Annotated in this window: 20 protein-coding genes; 5 read left to right on the top strand and 15 right to left on the bottom strand. The window is 63.0% G+C overall.

The genetic code is table 11. The annotated features are described in order from the left end of the window. Positions 1–796: 796 nt before the first annotated feature. Entirely contained in the window at positions 797–3,145 is a 2,349-nt protein-coding gene (locus tag B5527_RS02135; RefSeq protein ID WP_079599833.1) for a mechanosensitive ion channel domain-containing protein, read from the bottom strand. Between the two features lie 717 nt (positions 3,146–3,862). Between B5527_RS02135 and B5527_RS02130 the strand changes: the two genes are divergently transcribed. Then, on the top strand, positions 3,863–5,512 hold the full coding sequence (locus B5527_RS02130) for a sensor histidine kinase (protein ID WP_245332465.1): 1,650 nt from the start codon (positions 3,863–3,865) through the stop codon (positions 5,510–5,512). Between the two features lie 119 nt (positions 5,513–5,631). On the opposite strand, the gene B5527_RS02125 is transcribed toward B5527_RS02130, so the two are convergent. The 9 genes from B5527_RS02125 to coxB all read right to left on the bottom strand — a co-directional run bounded on the left by B5527_RS02125 (position 5,632) and on the right by coxB (position 13,313). Further along, positions 5,632–5,961: a PilZ domain-containing protein gene (locus B5527_RS02125; protein ID WP_276329308.1), complete on the bottom strand. Its 330-nt coding sequence runs from the start codon at positions 5,959–5,961 to the stop codon at positions 5,632–5,634. A 793-nt stretch (positions 5,962–6,754) separates the two neighbouring features. Then, positions 6,755–7,510: an SURF1 family protein gene (locus B5527_RS02115; protein WP_079599831.1), complete on the bottom strand. Its 756-nt coding sequence runs from the start codon at positions 7,508–7,510 to the stop codon at positions 6,755–6,757. Beyond that, a complete protein-coding gene (locus B5527_RS02110; RefSeq protein WP_079599830.1) occupies positions 7,507–7,896 on the bottom strand; it encodes a DUF983 domain-containing protein in 390 nt (129 codons plus the stop codon). Before B5527_RS02110 ends, B5527_RS02115 begins: the two co-directional genes overlap by 4 nt. A 93-nt stretch (positions 7,897–7,989) precedes the next feature. Next, the gene (locus B5527_RS02105; protein WP_079599829.1) at positions 7,990–8,847 is read right to left on the bottom strand and encodes a cytochrome c oxidase subunit 3; all 858 of its coding nucleotides are present in this window, start codon (positions 8,845–8,847) and stop codon (positions 7,990–7,992) included. 54 nt (positions 8,848–8,901) lie between these two features. Beyond that, positions 8,902–9,570: a cytochrome c oxidase assembly protein gene (locus tag B5527_RS02100; RefSeq protein WP_154072820.1), complete on the bottom strand. Its 669-nt coding sequence runs from the start codon at positions 9,568–9,570 to the stop codon at positions 8,902–8,904. An 8-nt stretch (positions 9,571–9,578) separates the two neighbouring features. After that, positions 9,579–9,743, bottom strand: coding sequence for a CoxF protein (locus B5527_RS02095; protein ID WP_079599828.1), 165 nt, complete (start codon positions 9,741–9,743; stop codon positions 9,579–9,581). A gap of 18 nt (positions 9,744–9,761) precedes the next feature. Continuing rightward, on the bottom strand, positions 9,762–10,700 hold the full coding sequence (locus tag B5527_RS02090; RefSeq protein ID WP_079599827.1) for a heme o synthase: 939 nt from the start codon (positions 10,698–10,700) through the stop codon (positions 9,762–9,764). A gap of 54 nt (positions 10,701–10,754) precedes the next feature. After that, positions 10,755–12,386 carry a cytochrome c oxidase subunit I gene (gene ctaD / locus B5527_RS02085; RefSeq protein WP_079599826.1) on the bottom strand — a complete coding sequence of 544 codons (1,632 nt, stop codon included), beginning with the start codon at positions 12,384–12,386 and terminating at the stop codon, positions 10,755–10,757. A gap of 84 nt (positions 12,387–12,470) precedes the next feature. After that, positions 12,471–13,313 carry a cytochrome c oxidase subunit II gene (gene coxB, locus B5527_RS02080; RefSeq protein ID WP_079606985.1) on the bottom strand — a complete coding sequence of 281 codons (843 nt, stop codon included), beginning with the start codon at positions 13,311–13,313 and terminating at the stop codon, positions 12,471–12,473. A gap of 438 nt (positions 13,314–13,751) precedes the next feature. Between coxB and B5527_RS02075 the strand changes: the two genes are divergently transcribed. Then, positions 13,752–14,312: an invasion associated locus B family protein gene (locus B5527_RS02075; protein ID WP_079599825.1), complete on the top strand. Its 561-nt coding sequence runs from the start codon at positions 13,752–13,754 to the stop codon at positions 14,310–14,312. Between the two features lie 281 nt (positions 14,313–14,593). On the opposite strand, the gene B5527_RS47485 is transcribed toward B5527_RS02075, so the two are convergent. Together B5527_RS47485 and B5527_RS02065 are read right to left on the bottom strand one after the other, a co-directional pair. Then, entirely contained in the window at positions 14,594–14,794 is a 201-nt protein-coding gene (locus tag B5527_RS47485; RefSeq protein WP_425305086.1) for a DUF5615 family PIN-like protein, read from the bottom strand. A 66-nt stretch (positions 14,795–14,860) separates the two neighbouring features. After that, positions 14,861–15,085: a DUF433 domain-containing protein gene (locus B5527_RS02065; protein ID WP_079599823.1), complete on the bottom strand. Its 225-nt coding sequence runs from the start codon at positions 15,083–15,085 to the stop codon at positions 14,861–14,863. Positions 15,086–15,338: 253 nt separating this feature from the next. Between B5527_RS02065 and tldD the strand changes: the two genes are divergently transcribed. Together tldD and lepB are read left to right on the top strand one after the other, a co-directional pair. After that, entirely contained in the window at positions 15,339–16,760 is a 1,422-nt protein-coding gene (tldD, locus tag B5527_RS02060; RefSeq protein WP_079599822.1) for a metalloprotease TldD, read from the top strand. Continuing rightward, entirely contained in the window at positions 16,757–17,530 is a 774-nt protein-coding gene (lepB, locus tag B5527_RS02055) for a signal peptidase I (RefSeq protein ID WP_079599821.1), read from the top strand. The genes tldD and lepB overlap by 4 nt, the downstream gene beginning before the upstream one ends. Positions 17,531–17,752: 222 nt before the next feature. Here the strand turns inward: lepB and B5527_RS02050 are convergent, their stop codons facing one another. From B5527_RS02050 to B5527_RS02040, 3 genes are all read right to left on the bottom strand, one after another. Beyond that, positions 17,753–18,307 (bottom strand): PAN domain-containing protein, encoded by a 555-nt coding sequence (locus B5527_RS02050; protein ID WP_079599820.1) that lies wholly within the window; start codon positions 18,305–18,307, stop codon positions 17,753–17,755. Positions 18,308–18,430: 123 nt separating this feature from the next. After that, positions 18,431–19,801 (bottom strand): glutamate--cysteine ligase, encoded by a 1,371-nt coding sequence (locus B5527_RS02045; RefSeq protein ID WP_079599819.1) that lies wholly within the window; start codon positions 19,799–19,801, stop codon positions 18,431–18,433. Positions 19,802–19,897: 96 nt separating this feature from the next. Next, positions 19,898–20,386, bottom strand: coding sequence for a MarR family winged helix-turn-helix transcriptional regulator (locus tag B5527_RS02040; RefSeq protein ID WP_079599818.1), 489 nt, complete (start codon positions 20,384–20,386; stop codon positions 19,898–19,900). A 129-nt stretch (positions 20,387–20,515) separates the two neighbouring features. On the opposite strand from B5527_RS02040, the gene gstA reads away from it, so the two are divergent. Further along, positions 20,516–21,130, top strand: a complete 615-nt coding sequence (gene gstA, locus B5527_RS02035) for a glutathione transferase GstA (protein ID WP_079599817.1) — start codon at positions 20,516–20,518, stop codon at positions 21,128–21,130. Positions 21,131–21,184: the final 54 nt, after the last annotated feature.

Here is a 21,184-nt window from a genome sequence, read left to right as displayed (position 1 = left end):
AAACTTCCGCCCTGAAAACAGAGGGCGTGGGGAATGCCGGGCGCCCGATGCACCCGCAGCCTCGTGTGCGCATATTGGTAGCAAGTATGCACACGAGTATTCACAGCGAGCCACCGGAAAACACCCGACATTCCCGCACGCAATGGTTTACGGCTTATACCGTGCTCTCCCCGGTGATCGGCTTTCTTGCCACCGTCGTTAGCGGTTACCCGCAAACTTGACACCAGCGTCGGGGTGTCAGGACCACACGTCTTCGCCGTCCGCTGCAAGCAACGCCCGTCAAGCGCGCCGCCGCGTCCACCGCATCCCGCCCCGCGTCCGTGACGTCGCGAGCCGCCCCTCTGAGTGGGACGGGACGGCAAGAGACATACAACTGATTTGGGTCTTCTGAAAATCAGAATATTTTTTCAAAAGGGGCTGGACAGCCGCTTCCGCAAACCGCCTGACGGGCAAATCAGTTGAGCACCAGCTGACCTGTCCGGACCAAAAAATCGCACCGTCGCCGCGGAGGCCAAGGTTTCAGCGCCGGCGAGATGATCGCGTGACGGTGTGCGACTAAAGCGTCATGAGAATGAGGTTAGATTGAGCTGCGACGCAGCGGAATGTCCAGCGTATGGACGGGTACAGGAAATTTCACCTCTCCCATAGGGAGAGGTCGGCGCGTAGCGCCGGGTGAGGGGTTACGGTCCGTCGTTGGCGCAACGCCCCCTCACCCGATTTGCTGCGCAAATCGACCTCTCCCCGCTGGGGAGAGGTGAGGGGCATACCGATTCAAATTAAAACCATCTTGCTCTAGCTAGCCCGCCGCCCGTCGAGGCACCGAATCCGGGGCGACCTCCGCCGGCCCGGGAATCTGCAGCAAAATGGTTTGACCTGCGGACGCGATTTCGATTCGGCACTCCTGGAATCGCCGCTTCATGCGCCGGTTGAATTCGCGCTGCACCGGCCAGCGACCGCTGTCGGTGCAGCGAATCTGGCCGACGATCGAGGCCATCGAGCCGTCCACCTTGTCGACGCCCCACAGTTCGAGATCGCCGCGGATCGCATGCCGGTATTCGGGCTCGCGACGCATCTCAGCGACGATGTCCTTGAGGATCTGGCCGGCGCGGTCGGTGTCTTCCCTGTAGGAAACGTTGACGCTGACGGCCGCATTGCCGGCGCCGCGGCTTGAATTGGTGATCGTGGTCACGGCGCTGAAGGGAACGATGTGCACCGAACCGTCGGCGGCCCGCAGCCGAATGGTGCGGATCGAAACATTCTCGACCGCACCCGACAGGCCGGACACACTGACGTTGTCGCCGACCTGGACGGTATTTTCCAGCAGCAGAAACAACCCGGTGATGACGTCCTGCACCAGCTTTTGCGAACCGAAGCCGATGGCGATGCCGACGATCCCGGCGCCGGCCAGCAACGGCGCGACGTTGACGCCGATTTCGCTCAGCGCCGTCAAGCCGACCACTGTGACAATCAGGCACAACAGCGCCGTCCGCAACATCGGCTGAAAGGTGCGCAATCTCGCGGCGCGCGCGAAGTGACCGTCGCGCGACAGCGCACTGACCTGACGGTCCAGGAGCGCGTTGCTCGTCTCCCAGATCACCGCTGCGACAAGCGCGGCGATGCCGATCGTCACCACCGCCGACAACAAGCGGCTGCCGATCTGGCCGCCGTAGAACCAGACGATGGCGTCCACGCCCCACACCTCGAGCAGGGCAACGAAGCCGATGAAGGCGATGACAGCCGCGACGATCTTGCGCATCAGCGGCAGATAGCGATTGGCGCGGGTCTCGAGGCCGGGGAAGCGCCGCAAGATATCCGGACTAATACGGAAGCCGCGATCGATCAGGCCCAGCACCACCATGGTGGCAAGACGGGTGATCAGCGTGACCGCGATGGTGCCGACAAAATACTGCAGCAGCAGCGAGTAGCCGTTGCGGATATTCAGCGCCCACACCGCCCACAGCGCGAGGTCCAGCGCGATCGCAAGATAGTGCCACAGGCCGGCGATCCGGTTGCGCACCCTGGCCGCGGCGCCCTGGCGACCCGCCGGCGCACGAATGGCTTCGGCGATCTGCCGGCGGCACTGCAGGATGATGACGACGATAAAGAGATGCACGACCAGCATCACCAGCCGCAGCAACGCCGCGTAGCCTGCACGATGCAGGCCCAGCAGCAGCGCCACGTTCGCAAAGGCGATGCCTGACACGCCGACGGCGAGGATGCGCCGCGCCCAGACCTCGATATAGGCCGCGGTCTCGGCGCGAACGCGGAGCAGGCCGAAAGGCCCGGCCAGCGCCCGTACTGCACAGATCAGCACGCGCGACAGGGCGTAGGCGTTCACGACCGCGAGGATCACAAGCCGGGCCGTTCGGAGATCGCCGATTTCGGTGCCCAGCAACATCGTGGCGATACCGACAAAGACCAGTACCGGGAGCAGTTCAAGCGCGAGACGCCCCAACACGAAGGGCAGCCTGACCAGCGATTGCCAGGCGCGCGCCAGATTGAGACGTCGCCGACGCAGTTCCGGTTCCGCGGCGATATCCGCCGAGGAGGAGGGCGGATCGGCCATCGCCAGCGTCTGCGCGGGGACGGGCACCGTTTGCGGAAGGCGCGCCTCCAGGAACGCTACCGGCCGCTTGATGCCACGGAAGATCAGCCATTCGGCCGCGAAGGCGGAGCCGAACACCAGCGCCAGTTTCCACGCGATATCGAGCAACAGGTCATAGGCGGTCGGATCGTTGGCCGTCCGCACGATCCAGTAATAGAAGGCCGGAAAGTGCGTCAGTGTCCGCGCGAAATCGGCGACGTCGTGCGAGAACTCGCCGACCTGCTCGGACACGGTCAGCAGCAGCTGGGCGCCGAGGCTGTCCGCCGTGAGCGGAATCGCGGCCTCAGCTTGGGGCGCGGGCGGCGCGACCTGCGCCTGCGGCGAGGCGTTTGCGATAGCTCGCAGCGTATCGATCATCTGCGCGCGCTTGGTGTCGTCCTGAAGCGTATCGAGCGCCCGTTTCGCCTGATCGGGGGTCAGGACATTGGATTTGTTCGTGGCCGAGGCGGCGGCTTTGGGCGCAGCGCCGGTCTGACCAAAGGCGGGAAAGGCGAACAAGGCGCAGGCGAGCAGGACCGACGGCAAGAGTTTGTGCGACACGAAGGCCCCTTTAAATTAAATATGTGCAGGAAGGCAGAACCAAATCGGGATCTGCCGACGCGCATGCGTCATGTCGGATCGTCCTTTTCGCCGTTATCATGTGTCGGAAGTTTGCCACCGTGGCGGCTTTCTCTTGGCATTTGCCGCATCCCAACAATGCCGCAGCGATTGGTCGCCGGGACGTTCGCCACAAGGCATCACGCGCTCCAGGCGCGGAAGTCCGCCAATACGGTTCATGGCTTGCGCGGGGATCGGAAATTTTGCTCGCGGAATGCCTGAGGCCGCCGCTGCGCGCGCAGCCACGCCTCCGAACGCAATCACCGCCCCACCCTAGGCGAACCCTGAAAATGTCCGCCCGCGGGCGAAGATCGGAAGTAGCCGGCGGCCGGTCGGAAACGCGATTGCCCCCCAAGCAGACATCGATCTCCAGAACCAAACGAGATACACTGAGGTCACGCTGGGTGTTCAATCGGGACCGGGGAGAGCCGGAACGATGGACCGAAAAAGTGTTCTAAGGCCGGTCGCTGAGGCGACCACGTGCGCCGCCACAGGAAGCCTTGCCAGTCCAGTCTTTTCAGAGGCTGCAGCGCTTCCTTGCGCGTTGTCAGCCCACCCGATGGGCGGAAATGGCGGCGAACGGAGACAGCAGGCGACGAGAGTGGCGAATCCTTATGAGCTTCGCGCCGCGCGTTCCAGCCGCCGCGACGAGGCGCTCCGATGATGAGGCCGGCCGTTATTCCAGGCGAACAGCATTTCATCCTCTCGAGCCTGTCGCCCAGCCGGGCGCAGAAACGGCTTGCCGTTGCCGTCGTGCTCGCCCTGCTGGTGGCCTTTCTGATCACGGACGGAACGCTCTCGACCATCCAGTTGGGGCGGATCGACGCTTTCATCCCGGCTTATGCCACGGCGATGTTAGTGAACGATTCGATCACCGCTGTTCTGCTGTTTGCCCAGTTCTCCATCCTGCGTTCGCGTGCCCTGCTCGCGATTGCAAGTGGATATCTCTTCACTGCACTCATCGTCATTCCATGGGCGCTGACCTTTCCGGGCATCTTCAGGCCAGATGGCCTGCTTGGCGCCGGGCTACAGAGCACAAGCTGGCTCTATACTCTGTGGCACGGCGGTTTTGCCATGTTCGTCATCGCCTATGCCCTGTTGAGGGATACCGATCCGGCCAGGCGGTTGTGGCGGCGTTCCGCGGCTGCGGGCATCCTTTCGAGCGTTGCGCTGACCGCAGCCGTCGTCTGTGCGGCAACATTTATTGTCACCGCAGGAGATGCCCTGTTGCCCCGCATCAATCTCGATCGGGTCCATTTTTCCACGCTGTGGCTTTATATCGCCAGCTGTCTGGCCCTGTTGAGCGTCGTTGCGGTCATTGTGCTCTGGATTGGGCGGCGTTCCGTGCTCGATCTATGGCTGATGGTGGTGATGAGCGCCTATGTAATCGAGATCTGTATGATCGCGTTTCCGGTCCCGGCCCGCTTCAGCTTCGGCTGGTATGCCGGCCGGGTCTTCGGGCTCCTGTCGGGCAGTCTCCTGCTGTTTGTCCTGCTGTACGAGATTACGATCCTTTACGCGCAGGTGCTCCGCGCGGTCCTTGCGCAGCGTCGCGAGCGCGAGGCGCGGCTGATGACCGGCGACGCGGTGTCGGCTTCGATCGCTCACGAGATCAAGCAGCCATTGTCCGCAATGATAACGAATGCCGATGCGGGCTTGCGCTGGCTTGATCGCACGACGCCCGATCTCGATGAAGCGAAGGCGGCGTTCAAACAGATCGTCCATGCCGGCCATCGTGCCGGAGCGGTGATCGACGGCATTCGGGCAATGTTCAAGAAGGACGCCCGGAACAGAACTTCGCTCGACATCAACGAACTCATCAGGGAGGCCCTCGCACTTGCGGGCGACGAACTAAGGAAGCACCGCGTATCGGTCCAGGCCGAGCCGGATGATCAGCTGCCGCGGGTGAAGGGGGACCGTGTCCAGGTGCAGCAGGTGCTCCTGAACCTGATCACGAATGCGATCGATTCGATGGCGGCCAAGGATGGGGCGCGGGTGCTTCGCGTGAGGTCCGAGGTCGACGACGGCGGGAGCGTCATTGTATCGGTGGCGGACACCGGAACAGGAATCGGCCCGCAAGAGCTCGAGCGGATATTCAATCCCCTGTTCACTACAAAATCAGGCGGTATGGGAATGGGTCTGTCGATCTGCCGTTCGATCATTGAGGCCCATGACGGCCGTTTGTGGGTTGCCCCGAACAAACCCGAGGGCGCCGTCTTTCAGTTTGTGCTCGCCGCCGACGGCGCGGCGTCCGCTGGTGCTTCACGACGAGAGCAACTCAACGAGCTCGCGCCCAGTTCGCACCTCTGATGCATCGACGTCGTTCGGCCCGATCGGCGCCTTGTCGTCCATGCGCGACATTCGCGATCGGCGGAAAATGGGATTTCTTCTGAGTTCAATTCAGACGGCTTCACACCCGTATTTGGCGGTCATCGGTGTTCAAGCTTTTGGTGATACTTCTCAATCGCTGCTTTCCTTGATTTTTCCGTTGTCGGTTTCAAAAACTCGACGCCGATTTGATTGCCGGCGAGTCGAACCATCCGGCAACGGCGATAGGCAAGCCCCGTGGAGGACAAAAGCAAAAAGAACTCCTTGAGATCGAGCCCCTGGATTGAACCATTCACCGTCAGTCGCGCGCCGGTTCGCGAGACGTCATTCAGCTTGCCATCGCGACGCCACGTCCCATCGATGCCCATTATATATACATCAATGCCGCGCTCGAACTCGATGCGCTCGCTCTTGCGGTCCCCATAGGCCACGTGGCACCCCATTTCCTGAATGGTGAACCCGGCACAAGCCATGCAAGCGCCCGGCGTCTGGCATTCGGCACTATTCTCTCTGCAGCTGTCGTTTCAAGATTCCCACGTTCGAATTCTGACTTGGCCGGCGCCGCCGCTTCCATGTTGATGCCGGCTACCGCTTCATCCGTGTCGGCGATTCCCTAACGCATTTTCCAGTTGTACCGAACCACCATCAGGCACCCAACGGGCCTGATGGTTCGAGACGCGCGGCGTTGCCGCGCTCCTCACCATGCGGGTCTCAGACCCCATCCTGAGGAGCATCGCGAAGCGATACGTCTCGAAGGATGATGCCACCGAACTGGAAAGTGCCCTAAAACGCAACACCGGTTCGCCTTCCTTTACTCCAGACCACCCGGCACTTTTTCTTTGTGCCCGCCCAGACCAACTCGAACCGGTTCGGCAGGATGGTCCCGAAGGAAACTTCCAGACATGCGCCCCCGGGGGCGTAGTCGATGACGGTGCAATCGATAATCGGGTCGCGCGGACCGCAAACGATCTTGGCGACCTTGGAGCTGTGTGAGCTCGGCCGAACTCGTAAAAAGCGGCGGTGAATTTCTGACATGCACAAATACCCGTGGCCCCCGCGATCTTTGCAGCGATGCATTAACGATCAATTAACCCGCGACACCGGGCGATTCGCGCTCCCAACTCACGGGCCGGGTGCAAGGCCCTCACCGCTCCAAAGCGGACGTCCGCCGACGCCGCAGGTTCATGGCTCACGCCTCGGTCAGGAATTTTGCTCGCGGAACGCCTAAGCCCGCCGCTGCGCCCGCAGCCACGCCCCGAACGCGATCAACACCGCTCCCGCCAGCGCGAACCAGGTGATGGCGTATTGCATGTGATCGTCCTTGAGATGGACCTCGAGCGGACCCGGTTTTGGGATTCCGCTCACCGGAACCGGCTGCTCCAGATCGATGTAGAACGGCGCGACCTCACCCCAGCCGAGCGTATGCGCCATGGCGAGATGATCCCGGGTGAACCATAGCCGCCTGGCGAGATTTTCCGCCGGCGTCAGCACCCCGGCTTTTTCCGGAAAGCGGAGGTAGCCGGTCAGCATGACCGGCTGGCCCGTGATCAGCGGCGCCACCGCACGATCCTGCTGGCTGCGCTCCTGCATCAGGTTCTGCACGAACCCCGCATTGACCACGACGGTCTCTCCACTCGCCAGCCGCGCGGGCAAAAACGCCCAGGTGCCGGGGCCCGAAATATCCTCGCGCACGGCGGAGCCCGAACTGTAGACCATGGCGTCTGGAAGGTGCTGATAGGTCGCGGTAAAACTGACGCGGCGGAATTCGTCGCGCGCCGGCGTCAGCGCGCTCCATTGCGCGGGCGACGGCAACGCTCCGGGCGCGACCGCAAGGCGCTCGGTCAGGGCCGCGATCAAGGCGTGCTTCTCGACCCGGCGCTGCAACTGCCAGACGCCGAGGCCTATGAACAGCGCCAGCATCGCCAGCGTGAAAACGCCAAAGCCGGCGACGCCGCGCCGTCGTTTCGACATCGCGGTCATTTCGGCTCGCGGTCGATCAGGCGGCCGGGTGCCGCCTTGTGATGGTACTGCAGCGCGATCAGCAGCGACTTCATCGAACGCAGCGGCAAAAGCGTGGTGACGAGAATCAGCGGCAGCCACAGCACCGCGTGCAGCCAGAACGGCGGCTGGTATTTCACCTCGACGATCAGCGCGCAGGCGACCACGATGGCCCCGGCGATCATGATGATGAAGATCGCAGGACCATCACCGGAATCGATGAAGGCATAGTCGAGCCCGCAGGCTTCGCATGTCGGCCGCAGGTCGAGGAAGCCCGCATAAAGCTTGCCCCTGCCGCAGCGCGGGCATCTGCAGGCAAGCCCGCGCAACGCGCTCTCGGTCAGTGTGAGTGGCGTCTGGTCCGGCATATTCCATCCTTCCCCTCTCCCCTTCTTCTAGGAGAGGGAAAAACGAAAAGGGCGGCCCTCACGGCCGCCCCCTTGTAGCACAGTGGATCGGGATCAATGCGCGCCGTGGGCCATGGTTTCCGCGCCGTGGCCCCAGACATAGATGCAGATGAATAGGAACAGCCACACCACGTCGACGAAATGCCAGTACCAGGCGGCGAATTCGAAGCCGAGATGCTGGGTCGGGGTGAAATGTCCGGCATAGGCGCGGATCAGGCACACGATCAGGAAGATGGTGCCGACCAGCACATGGAAGCCGTGGAAGCCGGTCGCCATGAAGAAAGTCGCGCCGTAGATGTTGCCGGCGAAAGAGAACGCGGCGTGGCTGTATTCAAAGGCCTGCACGCAGGTGAAGGTGGCGCCGAGCACGATGGTCAGGATCAAACCATATTTCAGGCCCTTGCGATCGTTCTCCAGCAGCGCGTGATGCGCCCAGGTCACCGTGGTGCCCGAGGTCAGCAGCAACAGCGTATTCAACAGCGGTAGATGCCAGGGATCGAAGGTCTCGATGCCCTTGGGCGGCCAGACGCCGCCGAACAGCGCGTCGCGGGTGACATGGACGGGATCGCCGGGGAACAGCGACGAGTTGAAGAAGGCCCAGAACCAGGCGACGAAGAACATCACTTCGGAAGCGATGAAGAGGATCATGCCGTAGCGGTGGCTGATCTGCACCACGCGGGTGTGATCGCCCTTGTACTGCGCCTCGCGGATCACATCGGTCCACCAGCCCGCCATGGTGTAGAGCACGCCGATGACGCCGATGCCGAAAACGACCGGCGCCCAGGCGTACAGATGATGCATCCAGGTAATGGCACCGACCGCCATGATGAACGCCGAAACGGACCCGACGATCGGCCACGGGCTCGGATCGACGAGGTGGTAGTCGTGGTGCTTGACTTGCGCCGTAGCCATTGCGGTCTCTCCGTTAGCGGTGCCGGTGGGTTTCGGCACGTCTCGTCTCAAAAATCAAATCCTGCGACCGAGGTCGGTGGTCAGAGGCTTCCCTTGTTTGTCCGGCTCGCCCGCCGCCAGCGGCTGCGGCGCCGGATCGCGCACGGGATAGAAAGTATATGACAGGGTGATGGTATTCAGTCCGTCATTGTCGCTGTCCTTGACGACCGACGGATCAACGTAGAACACCACCGGCATCTGGCGCTTTTCGCCCGGCGCCATGGTCTGTTCGGTGAAGCAGAAGCAGTTGATCTTCTCGAAATACTTGCCGATCGTCAGCGGCGCCACATTATAGGCCGCCTGCCCGGTCGTGGTCCGTGCCGCCAGGTTGGTCACGGTGTAGTACACGGTGACGACCTCGCCGATCCTGGTCTCGATTTCGGTCTGCTCCGGCTCGAACTTCCACGGCAGCCCGGGAGCGACATTGGAATCGAAGCGGACCGCGATCTTCCGCGCCAGCGGCGCCGAGGACGGCGCCGAAACCGCGACCTGGGTGGTGCCGTTGAAGCCGGTGGCGCGGCAGAACCAGTTGTAGAACGGTACCGCCGCATAGGCCGCGCCAACCATCAGCGCCACCACCAGGCCGCAGATCGCAGCCACCGTCGCATCACGGCCAAGGCCGCGGCGAGCGGCCGGCTTGCGGCCTGGGCTCGGCGGTTGCGGTATCGCGAGCGTGTTCTCCATATCGATCATCACATTGGCCGCACTAGCACGGCCGGTCCCCTGACGATGGTGACGGCGAAAAACAGCACGACCAGGACGCCGAGCGCCAGCGCGATCGCGATCGAACGCTGGCGGCGGCTTTTCTTCTGCGCCTCGGTGAGGATGATTCCATTCGGCACTTGCTTGTTGTTCATCGCCTCGCCATGCGCCTCCTACCAGATCGAGGGGGCGGCGGCATGGGCGACGACCTCGAGCAGCAAGGTCGCGAACAGCGCGAACAGATAGAAGATCGAGAACGCGAACAGCTTTCGCGTCGCGCGCAGGGCTGCACTGCCCCGGCGGCGCCGGTACACGTTGATCGCGAGCGCCAGCATGCCGGCGCCGAGCACCAGCGAGGTCACGCCATAGACCGCGTCGAAATAGCCCAGCGGCCACGGCGCAAACGCAACCGCGACCAGCACCACCGTATAAAGCAGGATCTGCAGCCGGGTGGCGTCGGGACCGGCAACCACGGGCAGCATCGGCACCCCGGCGCGGGCATAGTCGTCGCTGCGGAACAGCGCCAGCGCCCAGAAATGCGGCGGGGTCCAGAAGAAGATGATCAGGAACAGCAGCAGCGGTTCGACCGACAGCGAACCGGTCGCCGCCGCCCACGCCACGACAGGGGGCAGCGCGCCGGCGGCGCCTCCGATCACGATGTTCTGCGCGGTCCAGCGCTTCAGCGCGATGGTGTAGATCACGACGTAGAAGAAGATCGTAAAGGCGAGCAGGCCGCCGGCGAACCAGTTGACCAGGACACCGAGCGTCATCACCGAGAAAAATGCCAGCGTCATGCCGAACGTCAGCGCTTCCGGCCGGGTGATACGTCCGCGCGGGATCGGCCGGTTGGCGGTGCGCGACATCAACGCGTCGATGTCGCTCTCGTACCACATGTTGAGCGCGCCTGAGGCGCCGGCGCCGACCGCGATGCACAGGATCGAGGTGAACGCCATCACCGGATGGACGTGTCCCGGCGCGATCACGAGGCCGACCAGCGCGGTGAAGATCACCAGCGACATCACCCGCGGTTTCAGCAGCGCGATGTAGTCGGCAGGAGCGGCCTCGGAAATCCGGGGCGACAGCTCGATGGCGTTGTGATCGATAACCGACAAGACAGCTCTCGCTTTGTTAGGCGCGCGGCGCGTTTGGCGCGCCGCGCATTCGCATTACTGCACGCGCGGCAGCACTTCGAACTGATGGAACGGCGGCGGCGACGGCAGCGTCCATTCCAGCGTGGTGGCGCCGACGCCCCACGGATTGTCGGCGGCCTGCTGCTTGCGCATGAACGCATCGATCACGCCGTAGATGAAGATCAGGACGCCAAACCCGGAGACGTATGCCCCGACCGACGACACCACGTTCCAGCCGGCGAACGCATCGGGATAGTCGACCGAGCGCCGCATCATGCCTTGCAGCCCCAGAAAATGCTGCGGGAAAAACAGGATGTTGACCCCGATGAACATCACCCAGAAGTGCAGCTTGCCGATGGTCTCGTTGTACATGTAGCCGGACATTTTCGGGAACCAGTAGTACCAGCCGGCGAAGATCGCGAACACCGCGGCGACGCCCATCACATAATGGAAGTGCGCGATGACGTAGTAGGTTTCCTGAAGCACGCGATCGACGCCCGCGTTGGCCAGCACCACGCCGGTGACGCCGCCCACGGTGAACAGGAAGATGAAGCCGACCGCCCACAGCATCGGGGTCTTGAACTCGATCGAGCCGCCCCACATCGTGGCGATCCAGGAGAATATCTTCACCCCCGTAGGCACCGCGATCACCATCGTGGCGGCGACGAAATAGGCCTGCGTCGCCGACGACATGCCGACGGTGTACATGTGGTGCGCCCACACCACGAAGCCGATGCCGCCGATCGCCACCATCGCGTAGGCCATGCCGAGATAGCCGAACACCGGCTTCTTCGAGAACGTCGAGATGATCTGGCTGATCATGCCGAAACCCGGCAGGATCAGGATGTAGACTTCGGGGTGGCCGAAGAACCAGAACAGATGCTGGAACAGCACGGGGTCGCCGCCGCCGTCGGCGGAGAAGAACGTGGTGCCGAAATTGCGGTCGGTGAGCAGCATGGTGAGGGCGCCGGCGAGCACCGGCAGCGCCAGCAGCAGCAGGAACACCGTGACCAGGATCGACCATACGAACAGCGGCATCTTGTGCAGGGTCATGCCAGGCGCGCGCATGTTGAAGATCGTGGTGATGAAATTGATGGCGCCCAGAATCGACGAGGCGCCGGCCAGATGCAGCGCCAGGATGACGAAATCGACCGCCGGTCCGGGATGACCGGACGTCGACAGCGGCGCATAAAGCGTCCAGCCCGTTCCGGCGCCGCTGGAGCCCGGCTCGCCCTCGACGAAGGTCGAAATGATCAGCAGGGCGAACGCGACCGGCAGCAGCCAGAACGAGATGTTGTTCATGCGCGGGAACGCCATGTCTGGCGCGCCGATCATCAGCGGCACCATCCAGTTGCCGAACCCGCCGATCATCGCCGGCATCACCATGAAGAAGATCATGATCAGGCCGTGCGCGGTCACAAACACGTTGTATTCGTGAGTCTGGTGGAAAATCTGCACGCCGGGAAACATCAGTTCCGCCCGGATCGCCATCGACATCAAGCCGCCGATGAGCCCCGCGATGATCGCAAACACCAGGTACATCGTGCCGATGTCCTTGTGGTTGGTCGAATAGACGTAACGCCGCCAGCCGGTCGGGTGGGCGTGTGCGTGATCGTCATGCGCGTGGTCGTGGCCATGATCGGTATGAGCCGGTGTCGCTGTTGCCATTTTCAAATCCTGCCTTGCAGTCCCTTGTGGACCTCGCGGTCCCGTCGCCCTTGTCCCTTGATCGAAGCGCTGGAGGCTTTTGGCCTACTGCGCCGCTTCGGCCGCCGAGGCGTAGGAATTCGCCGGGGCGGAAGCAAATTTCTTCTTCGCGGTCTCAACCCAGGCCGTGAACTCCTGATCGCTCACCACCCGCACCGCGATCGGCATGAAGGCGTGATCCCTGCCGCACAGTTCCGAGCACTGGCCGTAGAACACGCCGGTCTTGGTGGCCTTGAACCAGGTTTCGTTGAGTCGGCCGGGAATCGCGTCGATCTTGACGCCGAACGCCGGTACCGCGAAGGAATGGATGACGTCGGCGCCGGTGACCTGCACCCGCACAACCTTGTTCACCGGCACTACCAGTTCGTTGTCGACGCCGAGCAGCCGCGGCTGCTTGTCCTGGGCCAGCAGCGAATCGAATTCGAATTTGCCGTTGTCCGGATAGGCGTAGCTCCAGTACCACTGCTTGCCGGTCGCCTTCACCGTCAGATCGGCCTTGGGAATGTCGAGCTCCTGAAACAAGAGCCGGAACGACGGCACCGCGATGCCGACCAGGATCAGCACCGGAATCAGGGTCCAGGCCACTTCGATCAGGGTGTTGTGGGTGGTCCGCGAGGGGACCGGGTTGGATCTGGCGTTGAACTTCACGACCACCGTGACCAGCAGCGCGAGAACGAACAGCGTGATCACCGTGATGATAATGAGCAGCCAGTTGTGGAACCAGGCGATGTCCTCCATCACCGGCGTGGCCGAAGCCTGAAGGTTGAATTTCCACGGTCCCGGCTGCCCCACTTCTTGGGCAACAGCTGCCCCGCCGGCCAGCAGCGCAACGCCGGCCACCGCCAAACCCAACAACCGCCGGCCCGTCTGGCCCTTCGACATCTTCATGCCGTTCGCGCTCCCTTGATAGAACCCAAAGCATTCCGCCGGATGGCGGGACATGCTGCACGATCCGCCCCCTGACAAACGGCCTGGGATGTATTCGGGCCGGATCGTTAGAACGCGTCGAAATCCAGCCTCTCAAACCATAATTCTTAGCCTCTCGCAATGCAGTAGTAAGCGGTGGAGCGATGCGCCAGCGGCTATTCGCCGGCTGCCACATTTTCCCGTGAAATCAGGCCGAAGCGCTATTTTTGCACCCCTGCGCCGCTTGACAGGCGGATTGCCCGTTGTAGGCACAGGCGGGGTGTTTCCGAGGGGCGTGATTCGCAAACTCGGGAGCGGCCCATCCCGGCGCAGTCTCGCCTTCAAGGCGCCGTCATTGCGGTATCAGTCCACATTTCGGACCGACATCATCTCGAGGAAAATATCAGGGGATCGACCCGGATGGGGCTTTCGAAAGACCAGGCGAGACGCGCTGCACGCCGCGGCCATCGATTTGCCGTCCGTTTCAGCCGCCTGTTGGGCGGCGTTCTCGCCACCGCTTTGCTGCTCGGCCTGACCGCTTCTGCCCATGCGCAAGGCGCGGTGCGGTCGGTCCATGGCGACTGGCAGATCCGCTGCGACACCCCGCCCGGGGCGCAAGCGGAGCAATGCGCGCTGATCCAGAGCGTGGTCGCGGAAGACCGCTCCAATGCCGGCCTGACCGTCATCGTGCTGAAAACCGCCGATCAGAAGAGCAAGCTGATGCGGGTGGTGGCACCGCTCGGCGTGCTGCTGCCCTCCGGACTCGGCTTGAAGCTCGACAATGTCGACGTCGGCCGCGCCGGTTTTGTCAGGTGCTTGCCCAATGGCTGCGTTGCCGAAGTTGTGATGGACGACAAGCTCCTTGGCCAGCTGCGCACCGCCAAGACCGCGACGTTTATCATCTTCGAGACCCCGGAAGAGGGGATCGGGTTTCCGCTGAGCCTGAACGGACTCGGCGAGGGCTATGACCAGCTGCCGTGAGGCGGCAGACTAGAGCAAGATGGTTTTAATTTGAATCGGTGTGCCCTTCACCTCTCCCCAGCGGGGAGAGGTCGATTTGCGCAGCAAATCGGGTGAGGGGGTGCTGCACCAACGATAGACCGTAACCCCTCACCCGGCGCTACGCGCCGACCTCTCCCCGCGGGAGAGGTAAAGTTTCCGCTGCGTCCTAGCTCAATCTAACCTCATCTCATCACGCTTTAGTAGATCTCCAGACACGCCGTGTCATCGTCGTGGCCGAACGCCACGATAAGATCGGCATGTCACCGGATCAACGTTGAAGCGGCCGCCGTTGATTGGTTTCCGGCGCGCAACCAGATCATCTTGGGCGGCGAGCCCGACAGGACCGCCATTTCGGCGAAATCGACATCCTGGGATACGATCGTAAATCCGTTTGCCTTTGCGTAGTCCCAAAGAATCCGATCGCCAACTTCCGATAAGCCCAAAGCCGAACGTGATTCGATTCCGGGAAAAGATCAGCAATTATTCCGGCAGAGCCTGAAGCCGAGATTCTGGTCGAAGCAAGAGCTTCATGTCGCGGCGGTGATAAGGCGCCTTTCACGGTCGGCGGCATAGGCCAGGCAGGCCCGGATGTCGTCCTCGGTCAATTCGGGAAAGTCGTCGAGGATCTGCTGATAGGTCTGGCCGGCGGCGAGCCAACCGAGCACGTCCGCGACCGCAATCCGCACGTGACGAATGCAAGGACGGCCGCCACGCTTGCCCGGCTCGATGGAAATGATGTGCTGGTAGTTCATGGCAAAAACCTAGCATCATTCTGGGCTTGGTGCAGCATGGGTTCGCCGGGCATTTCGACCATCGGAGGTTCGGCCACGCGACGGCCGCTGGGCGCGGCCCGGCTGATTACAAACAGGACATAATTTATCGGCTTCAATAATATCTGCTACGCCCTGTCCTCGATGCGGCAATCGGGCCTGCGCCGCCCCCCCTCGCAACGGCGGCCGCGAAAGACTATCTTGCAGCCATCGTTACACTCAACGGAATAGGCCCATGACCCCCACCACCTCCCTGCTCGACCGCGCCAACCTCGACCGCGATTCCGTGCGCCATCAGGTCGCGCGCGGGCTGGAGGGCGCCGACGACGGCGAGTTGTTCCTGGAATACGGTCAGACCGAAGCGCTGATGTTCGACAATGGCCGGCTCAAGCAAGCCACCTACGACACCTCGCAGGGATTCGGGCTGCGCGCCGTCAAGGACGACGCGGTCGGCTATGCGCATTCCTCCGACGTCTCTTTGCCGGCGCTGATTCGCGCCGCCGACGCGGTGCATGCGGTCCGCGGCGGCTATAGCGGGAATTTCGCGGCGGCGCCGCCGCATTCCAATGTGCGGCTCTATGGCGACGAAAATCCGCTGGATGCGCCGGGCTTCGAAAGCAAGGTCAAACTGCTGGCCGAGATCGATGCCTATGTCCGCGACAAGGACCCGCGGGTGCGGCAAGTCACCGTGAGTCTGGGCGCGACCTGGCAGGTGGTGGAAATCCTCCGGCCCGACGGCGAGAACTATCGCGACATCCGTCCGCTGGTGCGGGTCAATATTTCCGTGGTCGCAGGGCAAGGCGACCGGCAGGAAAGCGGCAGCAAAGGCTATGGCGGCCGCGAAGGTTACGCGCGCTTCATCGAAACCAAGGCCTGGCGCGAAGCCGCCGACGGCGCGATCCGCGAGGCGCTGGTCAATCTCGAATCGGTCCCGGCTCCGGCCGGCGAAATGGACGTGGTGCTGGGGGCCGGCTGGCCCGGCGTGATGCTGCATGAAGCCGTCGGCCACGGGCTCGAGGGCGACTTCAATCGCAAGCAGACGTCCGCCTTTGCCGGCCTGATGGGCCAGCAGGTCGCGGCCAAGGGCGTCACCGTGGTCGACGACGGCACCATTGCCTCGCGTCGCGGGTCATTGTCGATCGACGACGAGGGCACGCCGACCAACCGCACCGTGCTGATCGAGGACGGCATCCTGGTCGGCTACATGCAGGACCGCCAGAACGCCCGGCTGATGAACATGAAGCCGACCGGCAACGGCCGCCGTCAGGGCTATGCCCACGTGCCGATGCCGCGCATGACCAACACCTACATGCTGGCGGGGGAGCGCGATCCGGCTGAAATTCTCGCCTCGGTCAAGAACGGCGTTTATGCCGCCAATTTCGGCGGCGGCCAAGTCGATATCACCTCGGGCAAATACGTGTTCCAGTGCACGGAGGCCTACAAGATCGAAAACGGCAAGCTCGGCCCGCCGCTGAAGGGCGCGATGCTGATCGGCAACGGGCCGACCGACCTGCATCGGATCACCATGGTCGGCAACGATCTCGCGCTCGATTCCGGCATCGGTACCTGCGGCAAGAACGGCCAGGGTGTGCCGGTCGGCGTCGGCCAGCCGACGCTGCGGATGGAACGCATTACTGTCGGAGGAACCGGCTCATGAGCGTCGAGAAGCAAATGGTAGCCTCGAAGAAGGCACATGGCTGGGGCGCGCAATTCCTCCAGCTCGTGGCGATCGTGCTGGCGGTTTTCCTCGCCAAGGGCGCGATCGCCGAGCCGTTCTACGTGCCGTCGGGCTCGATGGAGCCGACGCTGCTGATTGGCGATGCGCTGCTGGCGTCGAAATATCCTTACGGCTACGGCACCGCCTCGCTGCCGATCCAGATCAACCTGCCCGAGACCGGACGCGTGTTCGGCGAAACCCCGAAGCTCGGTGACGTCGTGGTGTTCCGCTGGCCGGGCGACCGCTCGCAAGCCTGGGTCAAGCGCGTGGTCGGCCTGCCCGGCGACCGCATCCAGATGCGCGAGGGCCAGCTCTTCATCAACGACCATGCGGCCACGCTGAAGGCCGACGGGATCGGCGAAGCCGAAGACGACAATGGCGGAGGCGAGCCGGCGTATCGCTACATCGAAACGTTGCCCAATGGCGTCAGCCACGCGATTTTCAAGCTGCGCGACAATGGCCGGCTCGACAACACCCCTGAAGTGACGGTGCCCGCGGGCCATCTGTTCGTGATGGGCGACAACCGCGACAACTCGGCCGACAGCCGCGTTCCCGTCCGCGATGGCGGGGTCGGGATGTTGCCGATCGACAATCTGGTCGGCCGCGCCGATGCCGTGGTCGGATCGTGGGACCTCGGCATTCGCAGTCACCCGATATGGACCTGGCTGTCCGGCTTCCGTCCCGCACGGTTTTTTACCGCGGTGCATTGAGAGAGAACTAGCCATTCAAAATTCGTCATGCCCGGGCTTTTCCCGGGCAATGAAATCATTGCCGACGGGTTATTCCGCCTCGCTGGCGTGGACCGCCTCGGGGTGCGGCGCAAACCGTTTGCAAGCACCGCCGTCATTCCGGGGCGATGCGAAGCATCGAACCCGGAATCTCGAGATTCCGGGTCTGCGCTTCGCGCATCCCGGAATGACGGCGAGGAGGGGCTACCGCACCACGCCCGAGATGAACCCGGCCTTGCGCCGCGGCGGCTTGATTTCCTTTTTCAGGAAGCAGTGCGCCTCCTTGCCGACATAGCCCGGCCGCGCATAGGTCCAGGCCCGGCATTTATTGTCCTCGGTGCAGGCTGTCTTGCAGGCTTCGTCGCCCTCGCTGCTTTTGAGGACGAAATTGCGGTAGTCACCGCCGAACCGGTCGATCGAGGTTTCGATCGTGCCGTTGCGCGGCTCGACTACGCCAGCACCGCGAACGCCCGAGACGCAGCAATTATCCTCGATCCGCGCCGGCACATTGCTCTTCAGCCAGCACACCGCGCCGCCGGCGATATCGGTCGGGTAGTTGAAGCTCCACGCCCGGCAGCGCCGGTCGCGCTCGCACATCAAGGCGCAATCCGCCGGATCGCCTGAAGACACCGGCGAGTTCTGATAGTCGCCGCCCGGGCGGTCGAAATTGGCCTGCGCCTGCGCAGGCCGCGTGGCTGCGACGGCCGCCAGGAAAGCAAGCGTCACCAAACACGCCCTGAACAGGCCGCCTCTCCCCATATGCAATTGCTTTCGATTGATTGGACGCGCAGCATTTCGCTAACTGCCATTTGATCGCCATGAACCTGTACCGCGGATGAACAGCGCGGAAGCCCGGCAACAAAAGCCCGTCAACGGGCTGATCTAGAACGCGTATTCCTCATAGGCCGGTTCCACCGAGCCGCGCCAGGGACCGTTGAACTTGTCCAGCATCTCTTCCGCCGGGACGCGTCCGGCATCGATGATCCGCTGCAGCGGCTCGAGATGACGGGTCTCGTCACGGCCGGCGTGGTCGAGGCGGGCGCGCCGCCGCAAGCCGGAATGCGCCAGCGTCAGGCACTGCTTGGCGATTTCGAACAGATAGCGATCCCTGATCCGGGCCTTGAAGCCGAAGCGCGGCACGTCGTCGCGCAACGCCTGACGCTCGGCGGCGTTCCAGTCCTTCACGAGGTCCCAGGCGGCGTCCAGGCTGGTATCGTCGTAGAGCAGTCCGACCCAGAACGCCGGCAGCGCCGGCAGCCGTCCCCACGGCACGCCGTCGGCGCCGCGCATTTCCAGATAGCGCTTCAACCGCACTTCCGGGAAAATCGTCGACAGATGGTTGGCCCAGTCAGACAGCGTCGGACGCTCGCCGGGAAATGCCGGATTCTTGCCTTCGAAGAAATCGCGGAACGAGGATCCGGCGACGTCGATATAGGCATCGCCGCGCTTGACGAAATACATGGGAACGTCGAGCGCGTAATCGACCCAGCGTTCGAACCCCATGCCGTCCTCGAACGCCCATGGAATCATCCCGGAGCGCGCATTGTCGGTATCGCGCCAGATCTCGGAGCGGAACGACAGGAACCCGTTGGGCCTGCCTTCGGTGAACGGCGAATTGGCGAACAGCGCGGTGGCGACCGGCTGCAGCGCCACCGAAACCCGCAGTTTCCTGACCATGTCGGCTTCGGACGAGAAGTCGAGATTGGTCTGCACCGTGCAGGTGCGGTACATCATGTCGAGGCCATAGCGGCCGACCTTCGGCATGTAGTCGGTCATGATCCGGTAGCGGCCCTTGGGCATCATCGGGATCTGCTCCCGCGACCATGACGGCGTCATGCCGAGGCCGAGAAACCCGATGCCGAGCGGGGCGGCGACCTCGCGCACCTGCGCCAGATGCGCCATCAGTTCGGACTGGGTCTGGTGCACGGTCTCGACCGGCGCGCCCGACAGTTCGAATTGTCCGCCGGGCTCCAGCGAAATCGCGCCGCCGCCGGTAACGTCGTACAATCCGATGATGTTGCCGCGCTCCATGATCGGCTCCCAGCCGAGCAGGAGCTTCATGCCTTCGAGCAGCGCGCCGATGCCCCGCGCGCCTTCGTAGGGAACGGGATGATGGCCGACCAGCGTGAACGGCGTTTTTTCATGCTCGGTGCCGATCCGGAATTCGGACGGCGGCTTCACGCCCGCTGCCAGCCACGCAACCAGCTCGTCGCGCGATTGCAGCGGCGTCATATCGATCTGATCACGCGCCATAAGGATTCCGGATGAAAGGCGCTTCGACCGAACGCGCGCGGTGTCGGGGGCATCCGCGAACCGACCAGTCCGGGGATGCGAGAGGTGAAAACGATATCATCGTGCGGGCGCGCCGTCTCTGGCGACGGACAGCTGCGCCTCATCGCACGAGCAGCCCAGCCGGTCGAGCAGTCCGCACAGCCTTGACGCGTCCGCATCGGACAATTTCGAGCCGACATGCTTTTCGATCGCGGCGGAATACGCGCTCCACATTTTTTTCTGCAGCTCGCGCCCGTTCTCGGTGATCTCGACGAACTGACCGCGCTTGTCGATCTTGCACTCGCGCCGCGCCGCCAGCCCCTCGTCGACCAGCCGGTCGATCAGCCGCGAGGTCGAGTATTGCGGGATCAGCATGTGCTTTTCCAGTTCGACCGGACGCATTTCGCCTGAAGGCGCGCGCGACAGTTCGAGCAGCGCCTCATACCAGGCCAGCGGCGGAAAGCCGGCCTTCTTCAAATCCAGCTCGACGGCGTCGAGTACCCGGCTCTGGATCCGCATCAGGCGGATCCAGGCGGCGGTCGCCTCGGTCGATGGTTTGCGTTTCATGGCCTGGCCTATCAATGTGACGGACCAGTGTATCGCACTAAATGCAGCTGCATCAATCTTGACTCTTTCATGCAGATGCATTTAGTCATTCGACCGATATAACCAATAATTCACAGGAAGGAAATTCCGATGAAACTGTATTATTCGCCCGGTGCCTGTTCGCTTTCGCCCCACATCGCGCTTCTGGAGGCCGGTCTGCCGTACGATCTGGTCAAGGTCGATCTGAAGGCCAAGAAACTGGAAAATGGCGACGACTTCCTGAAGGTGAATCCGAAGGGCCAAGTGCCCGCGCTTGGCCTCGACAACGGCGAACTGGTCACCGAAGGCCCGGTCATCGTCCAGATGATCGCCGACAAGGCTTCGGCCAAAAACCTCGCGCCCGCCCGCGACAGCGCCGAGCGCTACAAGCTGCAGGAGTGGCTGAACTTCATCACCACCGAATTGCACAAGAACTTTGGCCCGATGTTCAGCCCGATACTGGCCGACGACGCCAAGGCCTTCTTCAAGGATCGGGTGATGGGCAAGTTCAAATATCTCGACGGCGCGCTGGCCGGTCACGATTATCTGATGGGCAAGCAGTTCACGGTTGCCGACGGCTACCTGTTCACGATGCTGTCCTGGGCCGACCGAATGAAATTCGATCTCTCGGGCTTGCCGACCCTGACGGCCTACAAGGCCCGCGTCGGCGCGCGCCCGAAAGTGCAGGAAGCGCTGATCAAGGAAGGCCTGATGAAGGCGGCGTGAGGTTATTTCTGATCGCATAAAGCAAAGGGCCGGATCGACGATCCGGCCCTTTTT

Source organism: Bradyrhizobium erythrophlei (genome assembly GCF_900129425.1).
Taxonomy (GTDB): Bacteria; Pseudomonadota; Alphaproteobacteria; order Rhizobiales; family Xanthobacteraceae; genus Bradyrhizobium; species Bradyrhizobium erythrophlei_C.
Note: the sequence above shows the minus strand (reverse complement) of the source record. Positions and strands in the feature narration are given on the sequence as shown.